21 protein-coding genes are annotated in these 22,612 nt (G+C 68.5%); 14 read left to right on the top strand and 7 right to left on the bottom strand.

Annotated elements, in window-relative coordinates:
* Window positions 1-151 precede the first annotated feature (151 nt).
* Both H0B54_RS02570 and H0B54_RS02565 read left to right on the top strand, forming a co-directional pair.
* Window positions 152-1,102 (top strand): M14 family metallopeptidase, encoded by a 951-nt coding sequence (locus tag H0B54_RS02570; RefSeq protein ID WP_246472229.1) that lies wholly within the window; start codon window positions 152-154, stop codon window positions 1,100-1,102.
* 19 nt (window positions 1,103-1,121) lie between these two features.
* Window positions 1,122-2,183, top strand: a complete 1,062-nt coding sequence (locus tag H0B54_RS02565) for an AbrB family transcriptional regulator (protein ID WP_188259099.1) — start codon at window positions 1,122-1,124, stop codon at window positions 2,181-2,183.
* Between the two features lie 307 nt (window positions 2,184-2,490).
* Here the strand turns inward: H0B54_RS02565 and H0B54_RS02560 are convergent, their stop codons facing one another.
* The gene (locus H0B54_RS02560) at window positions 2,491-2,952 is read right to left on the bottom strand and encodes a CreA family protein (protein ID WP_246472227.1); all 462 of its coding nucleotides are present in this window, start codon (window positions 2,950-2,952) and stop codon (window positions 2,491-2,493) included.
* Window positions 2,953-3,151: 199 nt separating this feature from the next.
* On the opposite strand from H0B54_RS02560, the gene H0B54_RS02555 reads away from it, so the two are divergent.
* The 3 genes from H0B54_RS02555 (at window position 3,152) to H0B54_RS02545 (ending at window position 5,858) form a co-directional block, all read left to right on the top strand.
* The gene (locus H0B54_RS02555) at window positions 3,152-4,264 is read left to right on the top strand and encodes an AI-2E family transporter (RefSeq protein WP_188259097.1); all 1,113 of its coding nucleotides are present in this window, start codon (window positions 3,152-3,154) and stop codon (window positions 4,262-4,264) included.
* Window positions 4,265-4,333: 69 nt separating this feature from the next.
* Window positions 4,334-5,398: an SPFH domain-containing protein gene (locus H0B54_RS02550; RefSeq protein WP_188259096.1), complete on the top strand. Its 1,065-nt coding sequence runs from the start codon at window positions 4,334-4,336 to the stop codon at window positions 5,396-5,398.
* 31 nt (window positions 5,399-5,429) lie between these two features.
* Window positions 5,430-5,858, top strand: a complete 429-nt coding sequence (locus H0B54_RS02545) for an NfeD family protein (RefSeq protein WP_188259095.1) — start codon at window positions 5,430-5,432, stop codon at window positions 5,856-5,858.
* Between the two features lie 364 nt (window positions 5,859-6,222).
* Here the strand turns inward: H0B54_RS02545 and H0B54_RS02540 are convergent, their stop codons facing one another.
* Complete coding sequence (locus tag H0B54_RS02540) at window positions 6,223-6,639, bottom strand: HRDC domain-containing protein (RefSeq protein WP_188259094.1); 417 nt, start codon at window positions 6,637-6,639, stop codon at window positions 6,223-6,225.
* A 214-nt stretch (window positions 6,640-6,853) separates the two neighbouring features.
* Here H0B54_RS02540 and H0B54_RS02535 point away from each other — a divergent pair, with 214 nt between their 5' ends.
* The 4 genes from H0B54_RS02535 (at window position 6,854) to H0B54_RS02520 (ending at window position 9,915) form a co-directional block, all read left to right on the top strand.
* Window positions 6,854-7,849, top strand: coding sequence for a hypothetical protein (locus H0B54_RS02535; RefSeq protein ID WP_188259093.1), 996 nt, complete (start codon window positions 6,854-6,856; stop codon window positions 7,847-7,849).
* Between the two features lie 160 nt (window positions 7,850-8,009).
* Window positions 8,010-8,327, top strand: a complete 318-nt coding sequence (locus H0B54_RS02530) for an STAS domain-containing protein (protein ID WP_246472225.1) — start codon at window positions 8,010-8,012, stop codon at window positions 8,325-8,327.
* Window positions 8,328-8,346: 19 nt separating this feature from the next.
* Window positions 8,347-9,609 carry a PP2C family protein-serine/threonine phosphatase gene (locus H0B54_RS02525; RefSeq protein WP_188259092.1) on the top strand — a complete coding sequence of 421 codons (1,263 nt, stop codon included), beginning with the start codon at window positions 8,347-8,349 and terminating at the stop codon, window positions 9,607-9,609.
* 93 nt (window positions 9,610-9,702) lie between these two features.
* On the top strand, window positions 9,703-9,915 hold the full coding sequence (locus H0B54_RS02520; RefSeq protein ID WP_094301918.1) for a hypothetical protein: 213 nt from the start codon (window positions 9,703-9,705) through the stop codon (window positions 9,913-9,915).
* 56 nt (window positions 9,916-9,971) lie between these two features.
* Here H0B54_RS02520 and H0B54_RS02515 read toward each other — a convergent pair whose 3' ends face one another.
* Complete coding sequence (locus tag H0B54_RS02515) at window positions 9,972-10,442, bottom strand: ferritin-like domain-containing protein (protein ID WP_014241291.1); 471 nt, start codon at window positions 10,440-10,442, stop codon at window positions 9,972-9,974.
* A gap of 458 nt (window positions 10,443-10,900) precedes the next feature.
* On the opposite strand from H0B54_RS02515, the gene H0B54_RS30460 reads away from it, so the two are divergent.
* The 5 genes from H0B54_RS30460 (at window position 10,901) to H0B54_RS02490 (ending at window position 16,263) form a co-directional block, all read left to right on the top strand.
* A complete protein-coding gene (locus H0B54_RS30460; protein WP_188259091.1) occupies window positions 10,901-11,056 on the top strand; it encodes a hypothetical protein in 156 nt (51 codons plus the stop codon).
* 345 nt (window positions 11,057-11,401) lie between these two features.
* Window positions 11,402-11,800, top strand: a complete 399-nt coding sequence (locus H0B54_RS29435) for an AAA-associated domain-containing protein (RefSeq protein ID WP_211109120.1) — start codon at window positions 11,402-11,404, stop codon at window positions 11,798-11,800.
* 88 nt (window positions 11,801-11,888) lie between these two features.
* Window positions 11,889-14,429, top strand: a complete 2,541-nt coding sequence (hrpB, locus tag H0B54_RS02500) for an ATP-dependent helicase HrpB (RefSeq protein WP_188259090.1) — start codon at window positions 11,889-11,891, stop codon at window positions 14,427-14,429.
* A 17-nt stretch (window positions 14,430-14,446) separates the two neighbouring features.
* The gene (locus tag H0B54_RS02495) at window positions 14,447-14,974 is read left to right on the top strand and encodes an SLOG cluster 4 domain-containing protein (RefSeq protein WP_188259089.1); all 528 of its coding nucleotides are present in this window, start codon (window positions 14,447-14,449) and stop codon (window positions 14,972-14,974) included.
* A gap of 56 nt (window positions 14,975-15,030) precedes the next feature.
* On the top strand, window positions 15,031-16,263 hold the full coding sequence (locus H0B54_RS02490; protein WP_188259088.1) for an adenylate/guanylate cyclase domain-containing protein: 1,233 nt from the start codon (window positions 15,031-15,033) through the stop codon (window positions 16,261-16,263).
* 115 nt (window positions 16,264-16,378) lie between these two features.
* On the opposite strand, the gene H0B54_RS02485 is transcribed toward H0B54_RS02490, so the two are convergent.
* The 4 genes from H0B54_RS02485 to H0B54_RS02470 form a co-directional block, all read right to left on the bottom strand.
* Window positions 16,379-17,935, bottom strand: a complete 1,557-nt coding sequence (locus H0B54_RS02485) for a SpoVR family protein (RefSeq protein WP_188259087.1) — start codon at window positions 17,933-17,935, stop codon at window positions 16,379-16,381.
* 124 nt (window positions 17,936-18,059) lie between these two features.
* Window positions 18,060-19,352, bottom strand: coding sequence for a YeaH/YhbH family protein (locus H0B54_RS02480; RefSeq protein WP_094301912.1), 1,293 nt, complete (start codon window positions 19,350-19,352; stop codon window positions 18,060-18,062).
* A 50-nt stretch (window positions 19,353-19,402) separates the two neighbouring features.
* On the bottom strand, window positions 19,403-21,349 hold the full coding sequence (locus tag H0B54_RS02475) for a PrkA family serine protein kinase (RefSeq protein WP_094301911.1): 1,947 nt from the start codon (window positions 21,347-21,349) through the stop codon (window positions 19,403-19,405).
* Between the two features lie 816 nt (window positions 21,350-22,165).
* On the bottom strand, window positions 22,166-22,555 hold the full coding sequence (locus tag H0B54_RS02470; RefSeq protein ID WP_094301910.1) for a response regulator: 390 nt from the start codon (window positions 22,553-22,555) through the stop codon (window positions 22,166-22,168).
* Between the last annotated feature and the right edge of the window lie 57 nt (window positions 22,556-22,612).

Raw genomic sequence — 22,612 nt, 5'->3', positions numbered from 1 at the left:
GCGTCGACCAAAAACCGTCATACACCGGTAAGGCAAAGGACATGATGGAGCGGTGGAAATGGCGGGGCTGGCGCACCGCCGGACTCTCCGCCATACTGACCATTCGGCGAAAGCGCCCGGCGCCGGCCAGACCCGCAGAGGCGAGATCCGCTTGACCGAATCCCTGCCACCGATCGAATTGACGCCGCCGGACATCGGCCCCTACCGTCGTGGCAACACCGGCATCGACCACGTCACGACGCTGGAGTCCGGGCGCCCCGGCCCGCAAGCCGTCATTGTGTCGCTGATCCATGGCAACGAGATCAGTGGCGCGGTGGCGATGGACCGGTTGTTCCGGATGGGCGTCCGGCCCACCCGCGGGCGGCTGACGCTGGCCTTCGCCAACACCGCCGCCTATCAGAACTTCGATGCCGAGCGTCCCTACGCCTCCCGCTTCGTCGACGAGGACATGAACCGTGTCTGGTCGCCGGAGGTGCTGGACGGTCCGCGCGACAGCGTGGAGCTGCGCCGCGCCCGGCAACTCCGCCCGGTGTTCGACGCCGCGGACGTCATCCTCGATCTGCACTCCATGACGGCGGACACCCCGCCCCTGACGCTGTGCGGGCGGACCGACCGCGCCCGCGCGCTGGCCCGCCGGCTTGGCCACCCGGCCTGGATCGTTGCCGACGAGGGGCACGCGGCGGGGCGGCGGGTGATCGACTACGCCGACTTCGCCGCGGCGGACGGGCGGCGCACCGCCATCCTGGTCGAATGCGGCCAGCACTGGCGGGATGAGACCGCGCTGGTCGCCCTGGAAAGCGCCATGCGATTCCTGCTGGCCCAGGAGATGATCGACCCGTCGCTGGCCGACCGCCACATCCGCCCGCACCCCGATCCGCAGCGCACCGTCGAGGTGACCGAAGCGGTGACTGCGGAAACCGACGAGTTCTTCTTCAACGAGCCCTATGTGGGAATGGAAATCATCCCCCGCGCCGGAACGGTTCTGGGCCGCGACGGCAACCGCCCGATCGTGACGCCCTACGACGACTGCGTGCTGATCATGCCGGCGCGGCGCCCCAAAACCGGGCAGACCGCCGTCCGGCTGGGGCGGATCGTTCCTTGAACCGAACACCACGAACGGCATGACCATCGGACCGGGGCTTTGGCCCTTCGCGCTCGCCCTTGCGCTGGGGACGGCGGGAGGCGCGCTGTTCAACTATTTTCATCTGCCGCTGGCCTGGATGATCGGCGCCATGACCGCCACCACCGTCGCCGCCATGGCCGGTGTCGCGCTGCATGTGCCGAAGCCGTTGCGCAACGCCATGATCATGATCCTTGGCGTGATGCTGGGCAGCGGCTTCACCCCGGACATCCTGGGGCGGCTCGGCGAATGGAGCCTGTCGCTGAGCGCGCTGGCCGTCTATCTCGTCCTGGCGACCACGCTGGGAGTCCAGTACCTGCGCCGCGCGGCGCGGCTGGACCCGCCGACCTCCTTCTTCACCGCCACCCCCGGCGGGCTGAACGAGATGGTGATGGTCGGCACGCAGATGGGCGGCGACAGCCGGACCATGGCGCTGTCCCACGCGCTGCGGGTGATGCTGGTGGTGCTGGTCATCCCCTTCGCCTTCCAGGCGCTGGGACTATACGACACGGCGCGGCGCGGCGCGCTCGGTCCGCCCCTGCTGTCGCTCGCCCCGCTGGACGTGGCGCTGCTGTCCGCCTGCGCGCTGGGCTATCCCCTGGCGAAGCTGCTGCGCATCCCCGCCGCCCAGATCGTCGGGCCGATGCTGCTGTCCGCCGCGATCCACCTCGCCGGGCTGACCGAGGGCAAGCCGCCGGGGGTCTTGGTCGCCGCCGCGCAGGTGGTGATCGGGGCGTCGCTGGGCTGCCGCTTCACCGGGCTGAACATCCGCCGCATCGGGCGTGACGGGCTGACCGCGCTGGGCCTTACCGGGCTGATGCTGCTGGTCACCACGGCGGCGGCCTGGATGGTGGACGAGGCGACGGGGCTGGGGCTGGCCGCGCTGATCCTCGCTTTCGCGCCGGGCGGGCTGGCCGAGATGACGCTGGTCGCGCTGGCGCTGAACATCGACGTGGCGCTGGTCGCCACCCACCACATGGTGCGCATCATCCTGATCGTGACGCTGGCGCCCGGCTTCTACCTGCTGTGGCGCAAGTGGCGCTCCCACCGCGGCAAGACCTGACGGTTCCCCTCTGGCCGGGCCGGCCAATCCGCCGCACACGCATGTGTGGAGTTTCCGTTGCACCCATCCCGCACCCCGTGCGAGGTGGAGGCGCGGACGGGTGGTGGAGCGCCACCACCCCGCCGCTCAACGAGGAGGCTCGGAGGATGAAGGAAATCCTCGGTCTCCTGATCCTGCTGCTTCAGATCGTCAAGGCGATCCTTGATCTTCTGAACCGGCAGCGATCGGGCCGGGAGGCGGGGGATAGCAGCCCCTGCCTCCCAAGCCTGATGATGGCGCCGGACCCGCCCAATTGCAAGCCATCCGATCATTTCACGGGAGGTTTACCCTTTTCCCACTGGGGGTTCGTATCGATCAGCGGCACGCTGGAAATGGACATCTTCGCCGAGGCGTCCTTCACCTGCCGGCTGTAGACCACGTAGATCAGCGTGTCGTTCACCCGGTCGTAGATGCGGCGGATGGCGATGGACTTGAAGATCAGGCTCTTGCGCTCGGAGAAGACCTCCTCGCCCTTCTGCGACAGCTCGATGTCGCCGATCACCAGCGGCCCGGTGCGCCGGCAGGAGATGGAGGCGTTGGACGGGTCCTCGAACCAGTTTCCCTTGGTCAGCCGGTCGAGCACGCTGCGGTCGAAGTCCACCAGATGGCAGGTGACGCCCCTCACCTTCGGGTCCTCGACCGCCTGCACCTGAAGCCCGTTGCCGGTCCAGTCGTTGGAGAAGCGCCCGACGACGAGGTCCTCGGCCAGAGCCGCGGTTGAGGCAGCCATCGGTGGCAGCACGGATAGCGCCAGGACCATCAGGCCGCGGCGGATGTTTATCGAAGGGAACGGGCTGCGCATCTCGTGGAACTCCGGTCGTCGCGAAGCGGGGCCGCGTGGGCGCGGTCCTGGAATACCCCTAAATCGGGCGGGGGTCCGGCGCCGTCAAGCGCCCCCCGGCCCGCTACTCCCGGAGTGCCTGCCCACGATGAGCGACCGCACGATCGACCCGCCCCTGAGCCCGCCGCCGGAGCCGGTGACCGAGCCCCTTCCCCCGGCCCGGAATCCCCGCGACCCGGTGCGGGTGGCGGTGGTGGGGCTGTTCGTCATCGCGATTCTGTTCACGCTGTATTTCGGGCGCGATGTGCTGCTGCCGATCATGCTCGCCTTGATCCTCAGCCTTCTGCTGCGGCCCTGCGTGCGCGGCCTCTACCGGCTCGGCCTGCCGGAGGCGCTGGGCGCGGCGGTGGTGGTGATCGTTGTGTTCGGCGCCGGGCTGGGGGCCATCTTCACGCTGGCGACCCCGGCCACCGAATGGGTCAACCGGATGCCCCGCGTGGTCCACGAGCTGGAGTTCAAGCTGGGCGACATCCGCGAAGGGATCGAGCGCGCCCGCGAGGCCTCCCGCCAGATCGAGCAGATGGCCTCCGACCGCAACGGCGCGGCGCGGGAAGTGGTGGTGCGCGGCCCGTCGCTCGCCGAGCAGGTTCTGCATCAGGCGGAGGCGGTGATCGCCAACGTGGTGATCCTCCAGGTGCTGCTCTATTTCTTCCTGGCCCGCGGGCGGCAGAGCCTGGAGGCGCTGATCGGCACGATGCGCGACGTGGACGACCGCGTGCATTACGCCATGGTCGCCGCCACGGTTCAGCAGAACATCGCCGCTTATCTGGCGACCATCACCGTCATCAACATCGGGCTCGGCCTCGCGACGGCGCTGGCGATGTGGCTGTGGGGGGTGCCCAACGCGGCTCTGTGGGGAACGCTCGCCGGGCTCATCAACTATGTCCCCTTCATCGGGCCGGCGGTGATGACGGCGGTTCTGTTCCTGGTATCGGCGCTCAGCTTCGACGGGGGCATGCAGATCTTCGGGCCGCCGCTGACCTTCGTGGCGCTGACCATGCTGGAGGGCAACTTCCTGACGCCGATGATCGTCGGGCGGCGGTTGGCGCTCAACCCCATCGCGGTGTTCGTATCCATCCTGTTCTGGGGCTGGATGTGGGGCATTCCCGGCGCGCTGCTGGCGGTGCCGATCCTGGCCATCCTGAAGATCCTGTTCGACGCGCACGAACCGCTGAAGCCCGTCGGCGCCTTGCTGGGCTGACGCTCTGGCCGCCGAATCTCTGGCCGGGGCGGCCCCGCCGTGGCATGGTCCGAGGGAGGAAGCGACCGGATGGGAGGTGGGGTGATGGTGGTCAGCGGCTTGACGCTCTTCGTCATCGCACTCCTGATCTTCGCGCTGGCGCTGGTTCTGCTGGGCGTGCGGACCGTGCCGCAGGGCCAGGAATGGACGGTGGAGCGGTTCGGGCGCTACACCCGCACGCTCCAGCCGGGCCTGCATCTCCTGCTGCCGCTGGTCGACCGGATCGGGCGCAAGCAGAGCATGATGGAGACGGTGCTCGACGTGCCCTCGCAGGAGGTCATCACCCGCGACAACGCCATGGTCACAGCGGACGGCGTCGTCTTCTTCCAGGTGATCGACGCCGCCAAGGCCTCCTACGAGGTCAACAACCTGGAGTTGGCGATCCTGAACCTGACCATGACCAACACCCGCACGGTCATGGGCTCGATGGACCTGGACGAACTGCTGTCCCAGCGCGACCAGATCAACGCCCGCCTGCTGGGCGTGGTGGACGAGGCAACCAGCCCCTGGGGCGTCAAGGTGACGCGCATCGAGATCCGCGACATCCAGCCGCCGCGCGACCTCGTGGACAGCATGGCCCGCCAGATGAAGGCGGAGCGCGACCGCCGCGCCTCCATCCTGGAGGCGGAGGGCCAGCGCCAAGCGGCGATCCTGCGCGCGGAGGGCGCCAAGCAGGCCGCCATCCTCCAGGCCGAGGGCCGGCGCGAGGCCGCCTTCCGCGACGCCGAGGCCCGCGAGCGCTCCGCCCAAGCGGAGGCCGAGGCCACCCGGCTGGTGTCCGACGCCATCGCCGGGGGCAGCGCCCAGGCCATCAACTACTTCGTTGCCCAGCGCTATATGGACGCCCTGACCGCGGTGGCCGCCGCCCCGAATCAGAAGGTGCTGTTCATGCCGCTGGAGGCCGCCAACGTGATCGGCGCCATCGGCGGCATCGCGGAGATCGCCCGCGAAGCCTTCCCGAACCGGCCGCAGAATTCCGGAGCAGCCTCCATTCCGCCGCAGGCGCCGCGCCCAGCGGGGACCGACGCGCCGCGTGGACCCTGGAATCGCGAGGAGCCGAACAGGAGCGATGCGCCAACGCCGCCGGGGTCGTAAGATTGGGCGAAACTCCGAAGGCGGACCCGCGATGATCGAGTTCTGGCACTGGTGGGTTCTGGCCGTGCTGCTGGGCGCGCTGGAGACGGTGGCGCCGGGAGCGGCCTTTCTGTGGCTGGGCGGGGCGGCGGCGCTGGTCGGCTTCGCGCTTCTGATCTGGCCGTCCCTGCCGTGGGAGCATCAGGGGCTGCTGTTCGCATTGCTCGCCATCGCCGCGCTGGCGGGAACCCGCTTCCTGTCCCGCGGCTCAGCGCATACGACGCACACGCCGCATCTGAACCGCCGGACGGCGCAATACATCGGGACGCTGCACACGCTGGACGGCCCCATCGTCAACGGGCGGGGCCGGGCGCAGATCGGCGACGGGCTTTGGACCGTCGAGGGGCCCGACCTCCCCGCCGGAACCCGTGTGCGCATCGTCGGTGCCGAGGGCACTCTGCTGAAGGTGGAGAAGGCCTAGGCGCCAGCCGAACCGGCGCATCGGAGCTTCGGCCAGATCGTGCCGGATCTGTTCGGCGTGGCGTCCCAGCCTCTGCGCCAGGGCGTCCATGCTGTCGTCACCGGTGGCCGCCGCACGCTCCGCCGCCTGACGGCTGAAGGCTTCCAACTCCCGCGCCATCGCGCGGTAATCGGGAACGTCGCCTCTCGATCCGGATGTCCCGTCCATGGCCCCCGCCATGCTGCATTGCCGCAAATTACAAGGGTATGCTGGCACAGCGTGAAGGGGTCTGGAATCGGGCTTACGGCGGGTCCGGCTTCTCTTTCGGCACAGTGGGGATGGCCGCCCTGCCCTTCGGCCTATGCTTTTCCGGGGAGCGGTTTCGTCAGTCGATCAGTTCGTCCAGAGTCGCGCGGACGACCTGCACGATCTCCCCGCCGAAGTGACCGACGCCGAGGTCGCGGGCGCCGACGATGATCGACAGCTCGCGCTCCGTCGTGGGGGCGAAGCGGGCGATTTCCGGCACCAACTCGTCCGACAGGACGGCGTCGCGCGACAGCCCTTCGCGGGCCGCCGCGCGGTCCCGCCAACCGTTGAGGGCCGCGTTGATCGCGGCCTCGATCTGCAAGGATTCCTCTTTGCGCTTCAGGTCCTTGTAAAGGACGAGAATACGCCAGGCACCGTCGGCGTAGGCGGTGTCGATGCGCTGCACCTCGACGGTGCGCAGGAAGGAGGAGAGTTGCCCCTGGGCCTCGTCCGCGCTCGCGTCGGGGATCATGAAGGTGCGGATTTCGGTGCTCATCCTGTTCCTCGATGCGTGCCTCGCCTTTCGCGCAAGACTACACGAAAGTGCCCGCACCCGGCTACTCCGGCACGATCACGATCCCTGTCCCCTTCGTCATAGGAACGCATGGCGGAAAGCATGGCGGCGCGCGGGACCCAGCCCCCTCCCGGAGTGTTTGAGCCATAGGACACCGCGCATCGCTGGACGCACCGCTGGGAGGAGCAGAGGGACCATGACCGGGCCAGTCGAACCGCAAAAGCACCGGATGGACCGGACCGGGCCGCAAGCGAAGCCGCGGCGGTTGTGGATCACCCTTCTGGCGGTGATCCCCGCCCTGTTCGCGGCCGGGACCGCGGGGGCCTTCTGGACCGGTTACAGCCTCCACGACCGGCCCTTCGCCTGGTACAACAGCAACCGCATCGCCGCCACGGCGGAGCGGGCGGCGCGGGCGGCGCGGGACCTGTCCCCCGTCGTGGTGGTGGCGCTGGGCGACTCGGCGCTGCGCCACGCCACCCTGGACGAGCCGGGCATGGCCGCGCTGGCGGCGAAGCACGGGGTGGAGAGCCTGCATTTCCTGCGCATCGTCCACGACCACGCCCGCTTCGAGGACTTCGAACCGCTGCTGGGCGACGTGCTGAAGCTGAAGCCGGCGCTGGTCCTCCTGGACGTCGACCTGCTGTTCGCGGAGCGCAGCGACCTCGCCGGCTTGCGCCGTTACGGCTCGCACCTGACCGAGGTGGCGATGCTGGGCCGCTCCTATCTGCCCGACCAGAGCGCCCTGCAATACGACAAGCCGTGCCGCGCCGTCGGCGCGCAGGGCTGGACCGATGCCGCCGCGGACCGCTGGGTGAAAACCCGCAGCGCCGCCGTCCGGATGAACGACGATTCGCCGGCCTTCGAGCGGGTGCGCCGCTTCGCCGATCAGGCGCGCGCCGCCGGGGTCGGGATCGCCCTGCTGCTTTCGCCCCGCCCGGCGGCGGTGGAGGAGCGGCTGTACGGCGCGGGCAACGGCTACCGGCCGGCGGCGCTTGACCGGCTGAGCGGTCATGTCGACCTGCCGCTGTGGCGCCTTCCCGACTCGGCGCTCCCCAAGCCGGCCAAAGCGGCGGCCTTCTGCCGCAGCGGCATGCTCGGGCCGGAGGGGCGCGATGCCTATTCGGCATGGCTGGCCGGTGGAATCGCCGAACGCCTGTCGCGTCCAAGGGTCGAAGAGGCCGCGCTGCAATAAGATCCGCCCATTCCGGCCGGACGACGCGCCCCGAATAACCCGATGCTGACACGGCAGCGTCATCAAAGTGCAATTCCCGGCGCCCTAGAATGCGCCCGCGTCCCCGCCGGGTCCGACCGGCGGAGGGATGCGCCTCTCTTCGGCCACGGGTGAACCACAGATGAGCGCCGCCATGGATTTCTCCGTCCGCGAGGCCCCGGCCAGCACCGAGATCGTGCTGAGCGGGCGCATGACCTTTGCCGACCACGACACCTTCCGCGACGTCATCGCCACCTTCGAGCGCCCGGCGGGCCACCGGGTGGTCTTCGACCTGTCGCGGCTCGACTTCGTCGACTCCTCCGGTCTCGGCATGTTCATCATCGCCCGCGACACCGCGCAACGGCGCAATCTGGACTTCGCGATCCGTGGCGCCCGCGACGAGGTGCGGCGTCTGATCACGATCGCCAAGTTCCACACCATGTTCAACATCGACGACTGACGCGGCGGGAACGGACGCGATGGGCCACGCCCGCGCCATGACGGTGCCGCCCGACACGGACCGCACCGCCGCTTCGCCCCGCCCGGCCCGCCACGGCGCCGGCGCGTCGGTCTATGGAATGGAGCTGGGCATCCCGCTGGGCGGCTGCCGCGTGCTGATCGCCGACGACAGCGCCTTCAACCGCAAGACGCTCACCCGCTTCCTGCAGTGGGCCGGCATCACCCAGGTCGCCTTCGCCTCCTCCGCGGACGAGGTGATGGAGCGGCTGGAGAGCTTCGCCCCCGACCTGCTGCTGCTCGACGCCGCCATGCCACGGATGGACGGCATCGGCGTCTGCCGCAGCCTGCGCGGCGACCCGCGCTGGCGCGACCTGCCGATCCTGATGCAGAGCGCGCTGCACTCCGACCAGATGAGGACCGTCTGCTTCAGCGCCGGGGCGACCGACCTGATCGCCAAGCCGATCAACCCCGGCGAATGCATCGCCCGCGTGCGCTACCATCTGGAGCGCCGGTCCATGGTGCAGGAGCTGCGCGCCTTCCACGAGCGGGTCGAGCGCGACCTGCGGCAGGCCCGCGCCATGCAGCTCGCCCTGGTCCCGGAACCGGCGGAGCTGGCCGCCCTCGCCGAGCGGAACGGGCTGACGGTGGATTCGGTCTTTCGCGCGTCGGACGAAATCGGCGGCGATTTCTGGACGGCCTTCGAGTTCGACGGGACCCGCGTCGGAATCTTCGCCGCCGACCTGTCGGGCCATGGCATCGCCGCAGCGATCAACGCCTTCCGCCTGCACACGCTGCTCACCCGCACCCCGCCGGAGGAGATGCGGGACCCCGCCGGCCTGCTGCGCCAACTGAACGGGCGGCTGTGCGAGATCCTGCCGCTGGGCCAGTTCGCCACCGCCTTCTACGGGGTGATCGACCGCGCCGACGACACGCTGCTCTACGCCGCCGCCGCGGCGCCCAGCCCCATTCTGGCGAACGGCCAAAGCTTCCAGCCGTTGGACGCGTCCGGCCCGCTCCTCGGCGCCTTCCGGGACTCGGCCTACACGAACCACCGCGTTCCGCTGCGGCGCGGCGACGGCCTGTTCCTCTACTCCGACGGGCTGAGCGAAGCCAGGGACGCCGAGGGCACCATGCTGGGCGAGGACGGTCTGCTCCGTCTGGCCGAGCGCGCGGCGGGGGACGCTCCCGACCGCCCCCTGCCCGCCCTGATGGCGCGCCACGCCGCGATCCATGGCGAGCAGTTATGCGATGACGTGACCGCGCTCTGGATCACCCGCCGCTGACGCGCCGCAGCAATTTATCCATTGGCCTCATACCCTTATTCGCGTTATGGATATTGCTGCGTCGGGCGACGTGTAACAGGAGACGGAACGGATATGGCTTCGATCATGATCAAGAAGGCCGGCGAGGGCCTGATTTCCCAGGCTCACCGCAACGCCGACGTTGGCCCGACCAGCGGCAGCTCGGTCGTGTACGAGATTCTCAACGTGCCGGCGGGCGTGTCGGTGGACGACATCATCGCCGCCTTCAAGACCTTCAAGCCGGCGGACAAGAAGTACGAGTACGACTACGCCGAACTGTCCAAGTAAGGCGCGTTCGCCCTTCCCGCGGTTCCCGCAAGGGCGGAAACCGCGGGAAACGGCCTTTACCCCTTCTTGGGGAAACGCTCGATCCAGCGCTCCAGCTCCGCCACATGCTCCGCCTCTTCGGAGGCGAACTCCTCGGCCATCATGCGGACCTCCGGGTCCGTAGTGGAGGCCGCCACGTCGGCGTAGAAGGCGTGCCCCCGTTTCTCGCTGTCGAGCGCCAGTTCCAGCGCGTAATCCACCGTCATCAGATAATGCGAACCCTCCATGGAGGCCGCTTCCGGACTCTCGTCGTCCGGCCACTGGAAGTCTTCCGGGGCGAGCACCGGCACGTCGCGGAAGGCGGAGCGCTTGCGGGCGTCGGCCAGATGCAGGCGCGAGAATTCGGCCATCTTGGCGAAGAAGGCCGCGACGTCCGCGTTGCCGTAGGTCTTCATGGCCTCCGACAGGTCGGCGAAACGGTTGGCGGCGTCCTCCTCCAGCGCACAGGCGTGGGCGAGGAACAGGGCGGGGTCGTGAATGTTGGCCATAGGGTCCCGAGATCGTTAAGTCACAAATGGTTTGTGGTTATTCGAACCATAACGCCTTGTTGCGAAAGGTTCTCGGATCGCTGGCCGGTTGCGGGCTTCTGCGACACTTTGACACGCCCATGAGACCCGTCTCCTGAGCCTCTGTTCACAGGTTCCCTCTCCCCTCTGGGGCGAGGGTTGGGGTGAGGGGGGTGCGCTTTTGCCGAACGCGGCCGGACGCCGATCCGGCCGCAGGAGGGGGCCATGGTCTGGACCCAGACAAGCGTTTCCGTGAAGACGGCGGCCGCCACGCCCAACCGCTGGGATCTCGTGGCTTTGCCGCTGGTCGTCGGCCTGCTCGCCCTGGCCGCCGTCGGCGGTCACCAGATGGCAGCACCACTGGCGAGCCTCGACGCGCCGGCCATCTCGCTCGACCCCTGGAACCTGCCGCGGACTACGCGCTGCGCTCGACGCTGCGCATGCCGGCGGCGATGGCGGCCTCGCTGCTGTTCACCTTCACCTACGCCACGCTGGCGGCCAAGAGCCGCCGGGCCGGCATGGTGCTGATCCCGGCTGGCAGCGCTTCTGGCGGCTGGAAGCGCCCTTCGCCATGCCGGGGCTGGTCTGGAACATGATGATGTCCGGCGGCTGGTTCTTCGTCGTCGCATCGGAGGCGATCACGGTCGGCGACCGGACCGTCGCGCTGCCCGGCACCGGCTCCTATCTGGCCGAGGCCATCGCTCAGAAGAATCTCGGCGCCGTCGGCTGGGCGGTGCTGGCGATGCTGGCGGTCATCCTGCTCCACGACCAGTTCCTGTTCCGCCCGCTGGTCGTCTGGCCCGACAAGTTCCGCTTCGAGCAGACCGGCGCGCAGGAGGCGCCGGAGTCCTGGGTGCTGCGCCTGTTCCAGCGCACCCGCGTCTGCCGCTCGCTGCTGGTGCCGTTCGAGGCCCCGCTCGGCCGGGTGGCGTGGCTGCGCCTTGCCGCACCTCGCGGCGGCGCTGCGGCACGAGATCGACGACCTCTTCCCCATCGCCGAGACGCTCCGGATGCTGGGATTCGCCGAGATGGCGGAGGGCGACATCCGACTGACCGAGCCGGGCCGCCTGTTCGCCGAGGCCGGGATGGACGACCGCAAGGCGCTGTTCGCCGAGCATCTGGTCCATTTCGTGCCGCTCGCCGCGCACATCCACGCCGCCCTGGCGGAGCGCGCCGACCACCGCGTTCCCTACGCCCCATTCGCCCACGAGCTGGAGGCCTTCATGAGCGAGGACTACGCCGAGGAGACGCTGAACGCCGTCACCGGCTGGGCCCGCTACGCCGAGTTGTTCATCCACGACACCGAGGCCGGGGTCTTCTGCCGGGAGGAAGCCGAATAGCCGCCAAAGCCCGGCGGAAGGCTTGACCGGGGCGCCCGCCGCTGCCAGGAACACAGGCAGCGCCCTTCTCCACCGGTTCACGAAATTCATGAGCATCCCGCCCCTTCCCATCGATCCGGTGCTTCCCGAGCTGCTGGCCGCGCTGGACGGGCGCGGCGTGGCGGTGCTCCAGGCTCCGCCGGGGGCCGGCAAGACGACCCGCGTGCCGCTGGCTCTGCTCGACCGGCCCTGGCTGGCCGGGCGCAAGGTGATCGTGCTGGAGCCGCGGCGGCTGGCCGCCCGCGCCGCCGCCCGCCGCATGGCCGCAATGCTGGGGGAAAGCGTCGGCGAGACGGTCGGCTACCGCGTGCGGCTGGACACGAAGGTCGGGCCGAAGACCCGGATCGAGGTGGTGACCGACGGTCTTTTCCTGCGCCAGCTCCAGGAAGACCCCGAACTTCCGGCGGTCGGCGCCGTGCTGTTCGACGAGTTCCACGAGCGCGGCATCGACAGCGATCTGGCGCTGGCGCTGGTGCAGGAGGCGCGCGGCGCGCTGCGCGACGACCTGCGGCTGGTGGTGATGTCGGCGACCCTGGACGGCGCGCCCGTCGCCGCCCTGCTGGGCGACGCCCCGATGGTGACCAGCGAGGGCCGCGCCTTCCCGGTGGAGACCCGCCACCTCGACGCTCCCGCCGCCGGCACTCGCGTCGAGGACGCGGTGGCCGCCGCCGTCCGCCGCGCCCTGCGCGAGGAGAGCGGCAACGCGCTGGTCTTCCTGCCCGGCGCAGGGGAGATCCGGCGGGTGCAGAGCCTTCTGGAGTCGGCGGACCTCGGCCCCGGCACGGTGATCGCCCCGCTCTACGGCGACCTGACGGCCGATGCCCAGGACCGCGCCATCGCCCCCAGCCCGCCGGGCACGCGCAAGATCGTGCTCGCCACCCCCATCGCCGAGACCAGCCTGACCATCGAGGGCATCCGCATCGTCGTGGACGGCGGGCTGATGCGCGTCCCCCGCTTCGACCCGCGCAGCGGCATGACGCGGCTGGTCACCGCCAAGGTCTCCCAAGCCTCGGCGGAGCAGCGGCGGGGTCGCGCCGGCCGCCTGGAGCCCGGCGTCTGCTACCGCCTGTGGCCGGAGCCGTCGCACAAGGCGCTGGCCCCCTTCACCCCGCCGGAGATCATGGACGCCGACCTCGCCCCGCTGGCGCTGGAGCTGGCGGTGTGGGGCGTATCCGACCCGGCGTCGCTGGCCTGGCTCGACCCGCCGCCCGCCGCCGCCATGGCCCAGGCGCGGGAGCTGCTGCGCGAGCTGGGGGCGCTGGACGCCGACGGCGGCATCACCGCCCACGGCCGCCGCATGGCCGGCTTTGGCGTGCATCCCCGGTTGGCCCACATGATGCTGAAAGGTAAGGCGATGGGGCTGGGCGCGCTCGCCTGCGAGGTCGCCGCCCTGCTCGGCGAGCGCGACATCGTCCGCGCCCAGCCCGGCTTCCGCGACGCCGACCTGCGGCTGCGCGTGGAGTTGCTGCGCGGGCTGGACGACGATGGGAGAGTGCGCGGCGCCGGGCGCGGCCTGACGGTGGAGCGCGGCGGCGCCCAGCAGGCGTTGAAGCAGGCCCGCAACTGGAAGCGCCAGTTGGGCGTGAAGGGCAATGGTGGCGATCTCGGCGCCACCGGCCTGCTGGTCGCCCTGGCTTATCCCGACCGCATCGGCCAGCGCCGTCCCGGCGGCAGTACGGGCGGTGCCGCCGCCCAGTACCGGCTGTCCAACGGGCGCGGCGCCTATTTCCAGGACGCCGAGCCGCTGACCGCCGAGGACTGGCTGGCCGTCGCCGACCTGGACGGAGCGGCCCGCGAGTCGCGCGTCTTCCTGGCCGCTCCGCTCACCCTGGCCGAGTTGGAGGACGCCTTCGCCGAGCACATCCGCAGCGAGACGCTGGTCGCCTGGGACGGCCGGGAGCAGACGGTGCTGGCCCGCCGCCGCCGCATGCTGTTCGCCCTGGCGCTGGAGGACAAGCGCCTGCCCAACCCGCCCGCCGAGGCCATCGCCACCGCCATGCTGGAAGGCATCCGGGAGATGGGGCTGACCGCCCTGCCCTGGACCGACGAGCTGCGCAAGTGGCAGACGCGCGTCCTGTTCCTGCGCCGCCGGGAGGGGGAGGAGTGGCCGGACGTCTCCGACGCCGCCCTGCTGGAGACGATGGAGGAGTGGCTGGCGCCCTTCCTGAACGGCGCCTCGCGCCGCGCCCATCTCGACCGGGTGGAACTTGGCAACGCGCTGCGTGGGCTGCTGCCCTGGGCGATGCAGCAGCGGCTGGACAAGGAGGCGCCGACCCACGTCGAGGTGCCCAGCGGCTCCCGCATCCCCATCGACTACAGCGGGGACGAGCCGGTGTTGGCCGTCCGACTTCAGGAAATGTTCGGGCTGGCCGAGACGCCGCGCATCGCCGGCGGGCGGGTGCCGCTGCTTTTGCATCTGCTGTCCCCAGCCCGCCGCCCGGTGCAGGTGACCCGCGACCTCGCCAGCTTCTGGGCCAACGCCTACAAGGCGGTGAAGGCCGACCTCAAGGGGCAGTATCCCAAACATTATTGGCCCGACAACCCGCTGGAGGCCGAACCCACGGCGCGGGCGAAACCACGCGGGCGGTAACGGAAAGGCGGAAGGACATGGCGATCATCGGGGTGATGGGGTCGGGACAGGAGGAGTGGGCGGACTACGCCGAGCCGCTCGGCGCGTGGATCGCCGGGGCCGGGCACGACCTGCTGACCGGCGGCGGCGGCGGGGTGATGCGGTCGGCCGCGCGAGCCTTCCACGGCACGCCGGGACGCCGGGGCCGCTCCATCGGCATCCTACCGTCCGAGCCCGACCCGATCCGCGGCCATGCGCCCCTGCCTGGCTATCCGAACCCCTACATCGACCTGCCCATCCTGACGCCCTTCGCGCGCAAGCCGGCCGGCGCGCCGCCGACTGAGCTGAGCCGCAACCACGTCAACATCCTGACCAGCGACGTGATCGTCGTCCTGCCGGGCCGCCACGGGACCTTGGACGAGGTGCGGCTCGCCCTGCGCTTCGGAAAGCCGATGATCGGTTTCGGACCGGAGCTTGACTTTCGGGCCATGCCCGCCGAATTGCGGACAACCGGCGACTTCGGAACGGTCACGGCCTTCATCGCGGACGCCCTGTCCCGCCGCTGATCCTCCGTTCCCGGACAAGGTTCTCGGACAAGGCGACCTGTGGCAGGATGGCGGGCATGGATGCGCAAGGGATTGTCGACCTCAGCCGCTGGATCGCGGAGGCCGGGCTGCGGGGGGTGCCGGAGACGGACCTCATCGGCGGCTTCTGCGAACGGCTGGTCGCGGCAGGCGTGCCGCTGACCCGGACGGTGGTCGGGGCGGACACGCTGCACCCGACCATCGCCGGCCATGTTGTCACCTGGGACAGCACCGGGCGCAACGCCGCCGAGGTGCGCCAGACCGAGTATGGCGGCGACGGCAGCGATCCCGACATCGACGAGAAATGGCTGCGCAGCCCCTTTCACCGGCTCTACACCTCCGGCGAGACGATGCTGCGCCTGCGGCTGACCGACGGCACGGAGGGCGGCGAGTTCCCGATCGTGGACGAGCTGCGGGCGCAGGGCGCCACCGACTACATGGCCATCGTCAACCGCCTCGGCCCCCGCGCCGCCATCGGGGAGCTGGACTGCATCTTCTCCTCCTGGGTGTCGCACCACCCGGACGGCTTCAGCGACGCCCAGCGGGACGCCCTGCTCACCCTCACCGGCAGCCTAGCGCTGGCGCTGCGCGGCCACGCCATGGCGCACATCGCCAACACGCTGGCCGAGACCTATCTGGGGCGGGACGCCGGCCACCGGGTGCTGCGCGGCCACATCCGCCGCGGCGTGGCGGAGGAGCTGGACGCCGTGCTGTGGTTCAGCGACCTCCAGGGCTTCACCCGCATCACCGACACGGCCGCCCCGGAAACCATCCTGCCGCTGCTGAACGACTATGCGGAGCTGGTGGTGACGGCCATCCACCGGCACCGCGGGCAGGTGCTGAAGTTCATCGGTGACGGCATCCTGGCCGTCTTCGACCGCTCCAGCGCCGAGGACGCCTGCCGCGCCGCCCTCGATGCGGCGGAGGAGGCGCGGGAGCGCTGCAAGGAGCTGAACGCCCGTCGCTCCGCCGCCGGGCTGCCGGTGACGCGCTTCTATCTCGGGCTGCACCAGGGGAAGGTGTTCTACGGCAACATCGGCGGGGTGGATCGGCTGGACTTCACCGTGGTCGGCCCCGCGGTGAACGAGGCCAGCCGCATCGCCGCCATGTGCCGGTCGCTCGACCAGGACATCCTGCTGTCCTCCGCCTTCACCGAATCCGCTCCGGAATGCCGGCAGCGGCTGATCTCGGTCGGGCGCTACCTGCTGCGCGGCGTGGGCCGCCCGCAGGAGCTGTACACGCTCGACCCGGAGGCGTCGCCCCCACCCTGACCCTCCCCCGCTCTCGCAGGGGAGGGGACTGCCGCAACTTCGCTAAAATCTCCCTCCCCTGCGAAAGCGGGGGAGGGCCGGGGTGGGGGCAAACACGCAGCCCCACCCTGCCCCATCACCCCCCGATGCCGCTGGGCGCGGTGACGGCGTGCTCCTTCAGGATGGCGTCGGACAGGGCCGACACCTCGACGAGCTGGACCTCGTAACCCCACAGGTTGGCGATGTGTCGCAGCACCGCCTTGGCGTCGCTTTCGTCCAGCAACACGCCGTTGGTCACGCGGTGGTGCAGGATCAGCTTGCGGTCGCCGGCCAGATCGACGTCGACGATCTGGATGTCCGGCTCCAGGAAGCCCAGATCGTACTGCCGCGCCAACAGCTTGCGGATGCCGCGGTAGCCGCGCTCGTTGTGGATGTTCTCGACCAGCAGATAGGGGTCTTCCGCGTCGTCGCGCACGCTGAACATCTTGAACTTCCGCATCAGGTGCGGGCTGAGATACTGGAGGACGAAGCTCTCGTCGCGGAAGTTGGCCCAGGCGTCGCGCAGCGCACCCATGCCGTCGCCCCGCCCGGCGAGGTCGGGGAACCAGTAGCGGTCCTCGTCGGTCGGGTTCTCGGCGATGCGCTGGATGTCCTGCATCATCGCGAAGCCCAGCGCGTAGGGGTTGATGCCCGAGAAGCGCTGGTCGTCGAATTCCGGCTGGAACACCACCGAGGTGTGCGAATGCAGGAATTCCAGCATCGCGCCTTCGCTGATCATCCCCCGCCGGTGCATCTCGTTCAGGATGGTGTAGTGGGTGTAGGTCGCACACCCCTCGTTCATCAGCTTGGTCTGCTTTTGCGGATAGAAATACTGGGCCATGTGACGGACGATGCGCAGGATCTCGCGCTGCCAATGCTCCAGCCGCGGCGCCTTCTTCTCCAGGAAATAGAGCAGGTTCTCTTCCGGCAGGCCGAGCAGCTTCTTGCGTTCCGACACCGACTTGGACGGGCGGTTGCCGCCGATGGCGACCTTCGGCACGGTGCGCCACAGGTCGTTGAAGGTCTGCTCCTGGTACTCCTGCCGCTCCCGCTCGCGCTTCTGCTCCAGCCGCAGGTCGAGGCTGCGCTTCTTCGGGTACTTGTGCACGCCCTGGTTCATCAGCGCGTGGGCGGCGTCGAGCACCCGCTCCACCGCGTGGTGGCCGTAGCGGTCCTCGCACTGGGCAATGTAGGACTTGGCGAATTCCAGATAGTCGAGAATGCCCTCGGCGTCCGTCCACTGCTGGAAAAGCTGGTTGTTCTTGAAGAAGTGGTTGTGGCCGAAGGCGGCGTGGGCGATCACCAGCGTCTGCATCGTCATGGTGTTTTCTTCCATGATGTAGCTGATGCAGGGGCTGGAATTGATGACGATCTCGTAGGCGAGGCCGCGGTAGCCTTTGCGGTAGAGCATCTCGTCGCGGGCGAAATGCTTGCCGAAGGACCAGTGCTTGTACATCAGCGGCATGCCGATGGACGAATAGGCGTCGAGCATCTGCTCGGCGGTGATGACCTCGATCTGGTTGGGATAGACGTTGAGGCCCATGTCCTTCAGGGCGATGTCCTCGATGGCGTCGTAGACGCGCTTGATCTTGTCGTAATCCCAGTCCGCCCCGTCGTAGAGCAGGCTGTCGGGCTTGTCGATCACAGCGGTCATGCCTCACATCCTCTCAAACTCTGCGGGGTGTTGGCCCCGATTCTTTGGTGCGGCCTCGCGGTGGCGGGTCTCGCCCCCACCCCGACCCTCCTCCCCCGCGTCGCAGGGGAGGGGGAAAGGACGGCTACGCCCCCGCCTTCTCGCGGGCGAACAGGTCGCGGAAGACCGGAAAGATCTCCCGGCGGGAGCGGACGCGGCGCATGGCGATCGGCAGGTCCGGCCCCTGGACCGTCTTGTAGGTCCGCCACAGCTCCGTCTCGCGGCCCAGCGCCGAGAGGCCCATGTTGTGCTCCGCCGCCACCTCGATGTAGGCGAAGTACTGGCACAGCGGCAGGATGCCGTCCCGCAGCAGACCCGCCGACCGCGCGTTGTCCGACGACATGTTATCGCCGTCCGACGCCTGGGCGGCGTAGATGTTCCACTCGTTCTCCGGATAGCGCTCCTTGACGATGCGCTGCATCTCCTCCAACGCCGTGGAGACCACGGTGCCGCCGGTCTCGGTGGAGTAGAAGAACGTGTCCTCGTCCACCTCCTTGGCCTCGTGGGTGTGGCGGATGAAGACGATGTCGACCGACCGGTAGCGCCGCTTCAGGAACAGGTAGAGCAGCATGAAGAAGCGCTTGGCGAGGTCCTTCATGTGCTCGGTCATGGAGCCGGAGACGTCCATCAGGCAGAACATGACCGCCTGCGCGATGGGCTTCGGCACCGTCTCGAACCGGTTGTAGCGGACGTCGATCGGGTCGATGAAGGGAATGCGCTTGGAGCGGAGATAGTGCCGCTCCAACTGGTCGCGCATCTCCCGCAGCTTCTCGGGATCCTCGCCGCGGTCCTCCGCCTGGCGCAGAAGCTCCTCCAGTTCCAGCATCTCCGCCGGCTTGGGGCGCTTCAGCGCGATGCGCCGGCTGAGGCTGTTCCGCATGGTGCGGACGAGGTTCAGGTTGGCCGGCGAGCCGGTCACCGAATAGCCCGCCCGCGTCAGCGAGTGCGACTCCGTCTGCTTGACCTTCTGCTTGACGAGGTCGGGAAGTTCCAGGTCCTCCAGGAAGATGTCCAGGAACTCCTCGCGGGACAGGACGAAGCGGAAATCGTCGTCGCCCTCCCCGTCCGGACTGCCTTCGTTTCCGCCGCGGCCGCCACCGCTCTCCGGCCGTGCGATGGTGTCCCCTTCCACATACTCCTTGTTGCCCGGCACGACGTAGTCGCGCACGCCGCCGGCCCCGGAGCGGTGGAAGGAGGGCTCCCGCACGCCGCCGGTCGAGATGGTCACCTTCTCGCCGTTTTCGATGTCCTGGATGCCGCGTTTGCCGGAGGCATCCCGCACCGCCTTCACCACCTGCTCCTTGGCACGGCGCAGGAAACGCTGGCGGTTGGCCAGGCTCTTGCCTTGCGGATTCAGGCGACGGTCGATGATGTTCATCAAGGGGGAGCCCCTCCTACCCGTTCACGCTCGTGTGGCGAAGCGGGCCGTCAGCCGGCCTGCTTCACGCGCATGTACCACTCGACCAACCGGCGGACCTGCCGCTCGGTGTAGCCGCGCGACATCATGCGCGACACGAACTCGTTGTGCTTCTTCTCGGTCTCGCCGTCCTTCTTGGACCCGAAGCTGATGACCGGAAGCAGATCCTCCACCTGGGAGAACATGCGTTTCTCGATCACCTCACGGATTTTCTCGTAGGACGTCCAGGAGGGGTTGCGCCCGGCGTTCGCCGCCCGCGCGCGCAGCGCGAACTTGACGACCTCGTTGCGGAAGTCCTTCGGGTTGGCGATCCCGGCGGGCTTCTCGATCTTGGTCAGCTCCTGGTTCAGAAGCTCGCGGTTCATCAACTGGCCGGTGTCCGGGTCCTTGAAGTCCTGGTCCTCGATCCACGCGTCGGCGTAATCCACATAGCGGTCGAACAGGTTCTGCCCGTAGTCGCTGTAGGATTCCAGATACGCCTTCTGGATCTCGTTCCCGATGAACTCCGCGTAGCGCGGCGCCAGTTCGGCCTTGATGAACTCGATGTACTTCTTCTCGGTGTCGTCGGGGAACTGCTCCCGCTTGATCGATTGCTCCAGGATGTACATCAGATGGACGGGATCGGCCGAGATCTCGTTCGAGTCGTAGTTGAAGGTCGCGGCCAGAACCTTGAAGGCGAAGCGGGTGGAGATGCCGTCCATGCCCTCGTCCACGCCCGCCTGGTCGCGGTATTCCTGCATGGACTTGGCCTTGGGGTCGGTCTCCTTCATGCTCTCGCCGTCATAGACGCGCATCTTGGAGTAGAGGCTGGAGTTCGGATGGTCGCGCATGCGCGACAGCACCGAGAACTTCGCCAGCATCTCCAGGGTCGACGGCGCGCAGGGCGCGGTCGCGAGGTCGGAGCCCTTGACCAGCTTGTCGTAGATCCGCTGCTCCTCCTGCACGCGCAGGCAGTAGGGGACCTTGATGACGCAGATGCGGTCGATGAAGGCTTCGTTGTTCTTGTTGTTCTTGAAGGACTGCCACTCCGCCTCGTTCGAGTGGGCGAGGATGATGCCCTGGAACGGGATGGCGCCGATGTTCTCCGAGCCGACGTAATTGCCCTCCTGGGTCGCCGTCAGCAGCGGGTGCAGCATCTTGATGGGAGCCTTGAACATCTCGACGAATTCCAGCAGGCCCTGGCTGGCCCGGTTCAGGCCGCCGGAGAAGCTGTAGGCGTCGGGATCGTTCTGGCTGTACATCTCCAGCTTGCGGATGTCGACCTTGCCGACCAGCGAGGAAATGTCCTGGTTGTTCTCGTCGCCCGGCTCCGTCTTGGTGACGCAGATCTGGCGCAGCTTGCTGGGGTGCAGCTTGACGACGCGGAAGCGCGAGATGTCGCCGCCGAACTCATCCAGCCGCTTCACCGCCCAGGGGCTCATCAGGCCGGTCAGGCGGCGGCGCGGGATGCCGTAGCGCTCCTCCAGCAGGTCGCCCATCTCGTCCGGGTTGAAGAGGCCGAGCGGGCTTTCGAAGACCGGGCTGACCTCCTTGCCGGCCTTCAGAACATAGACCGGGCATTTCTCCATCAGCGACTTCAGCCGCTCCGCCAGCGACGACTTGCCGCCGCCCACCGGGCCCAGCAGGTAGAGGATCTGCTTGCGCTCCTCCAGACCCTGGGCGGCGTGGCGGAAGAAGCCGACGATCCGCTCGATCGTTTCCTCCATGCCGTAGAAGTCGGCGAAGGCCGGATAGATCTTGATCGTCCGGTTCATGAAGATTCGGCCAAGGCGCGGGTCCTTGGCGGTGTCGACGACTTCCGGTTCGCCGATGGCGGCGAGGATGCGCTCCGGAGCGGAGGCATACATCATCGGGTCGTCGCGGCATTCCTGGAGGTATTCCGTGAGGCTCATCTCAACCTCACGGCGCCCCTCGTAGGACTGTGTGTAGCGCGTGAACAGTTCGTCGGCCGGGAACATTCCGCTCTCCGTGTCTCTTAGTCCGATGCGTCGGGGCTGCCGCCGGGGGACCCGGGCGGCGGGGGCGGCACCTGCCGCAGGTGCGAACTCTGGGGCGTCACGGACACAACGGTCCCGCGGCACCCCCGCTCACCGTCGAAAGCCAGACCTTTTATCCAGTTGCGGTTCAAATGAAGCGCCCCCTTCGGAGTGCTAAACTCGAATGCTTCAAAACTGAATGTAATGCTCGACCTAGAGCTTTCCAGCACGAAAGCCTTGATAGCCTGAAAAGATGGCCGGTCGGACACACCGGTCGTCAGTAATAGACCACGCGGCCGGGTTGTCCGGGAAATCCGGCGCGCAAGCACCGGCGGAAAGGACGGCAAAAGCAACGAAGTTCGATGGGGTTGAGACTTCCAGCCGGCTTCCGGAACGCGGCCCGGATGCCGTTCGTCGGGGACTCGCTGGACTTTGCCGATCACCCATCGACCTCCAGTGCATCCACGCGCCTTAACCTACTAAGGCGCTACGGTTAACGATAAGTGTGCCGACTATTTCTTAACAACACACTTCCACGTCCAAGACCACCGCCTTGCCTTCGGATATTAACGCATGGGCGATCGGCGCGGTCCACACCTTCCAAAGAAGGATGGTGAGCCTCATCACAGCAGATCAACAAGGCAGAATTTGGGTGAGCCACCGTCGCCGTTGCGGCGCACAAACCCCAAGGATTCCGGAACGCGCCTGGAATCAAGCACTTGGCCGCGTTTTTGCAGTCCTGCCACAGGTCGGGGAAAAAGTGTGACCGGCGGGGCCGCCTTGGCTGGCCATGCGACCTCAGCCGAGCTTGGCGCCCAGCGTTTCCTTGAGCGACGCCGGCGTGGCCGGCTTGAGGATGAAGGTGTCGGCACCGAAGGCCGCGGCCTCGTCCATGCGGCTCTGGTCGGCGCGGTTCGTCATGAAGACGACCGGCAACGCGCGGTGACGGGCATCGGGACTGGCCCGCAACGCCTTCAGGAAGCCCAACCCGTCCATCGGCTGCATTTCCACGTCGCAGACGACCAGATCGGGGCCATGCGCCTGCACGGCGGCCAGCCCGGCCTCGCCGTCGGCGGCCTGATGGACGGAGCGGAAGCCCAGCGTGGCCAGCATCTTCGCCAGCACCATCCGGGTGAAGCTCTCGTCTTCGATCACCAGAACCGAAAATTCCCCGAACGCCGCCGGCATCGACCTGTCCCCCGAGTCCGATAGGCGGTGTGTGTACGCCGCAAGGACGCCCTTTGC

It is taken from the genome of Azospirillum tabaci, assembly GCF_014596085.1.
GTDB classification, from domain to species: Bacteria; Pseudomonadota; Alphaproteobacteria; order Azospirillales; family Azospirillaceae; genus Azospirillum; species Azospirillum tabaci.
Note: the sequence above shows the minus strand (reverse complement) of the source record. Positions and strands in the feature narration are given on the sequence as shown.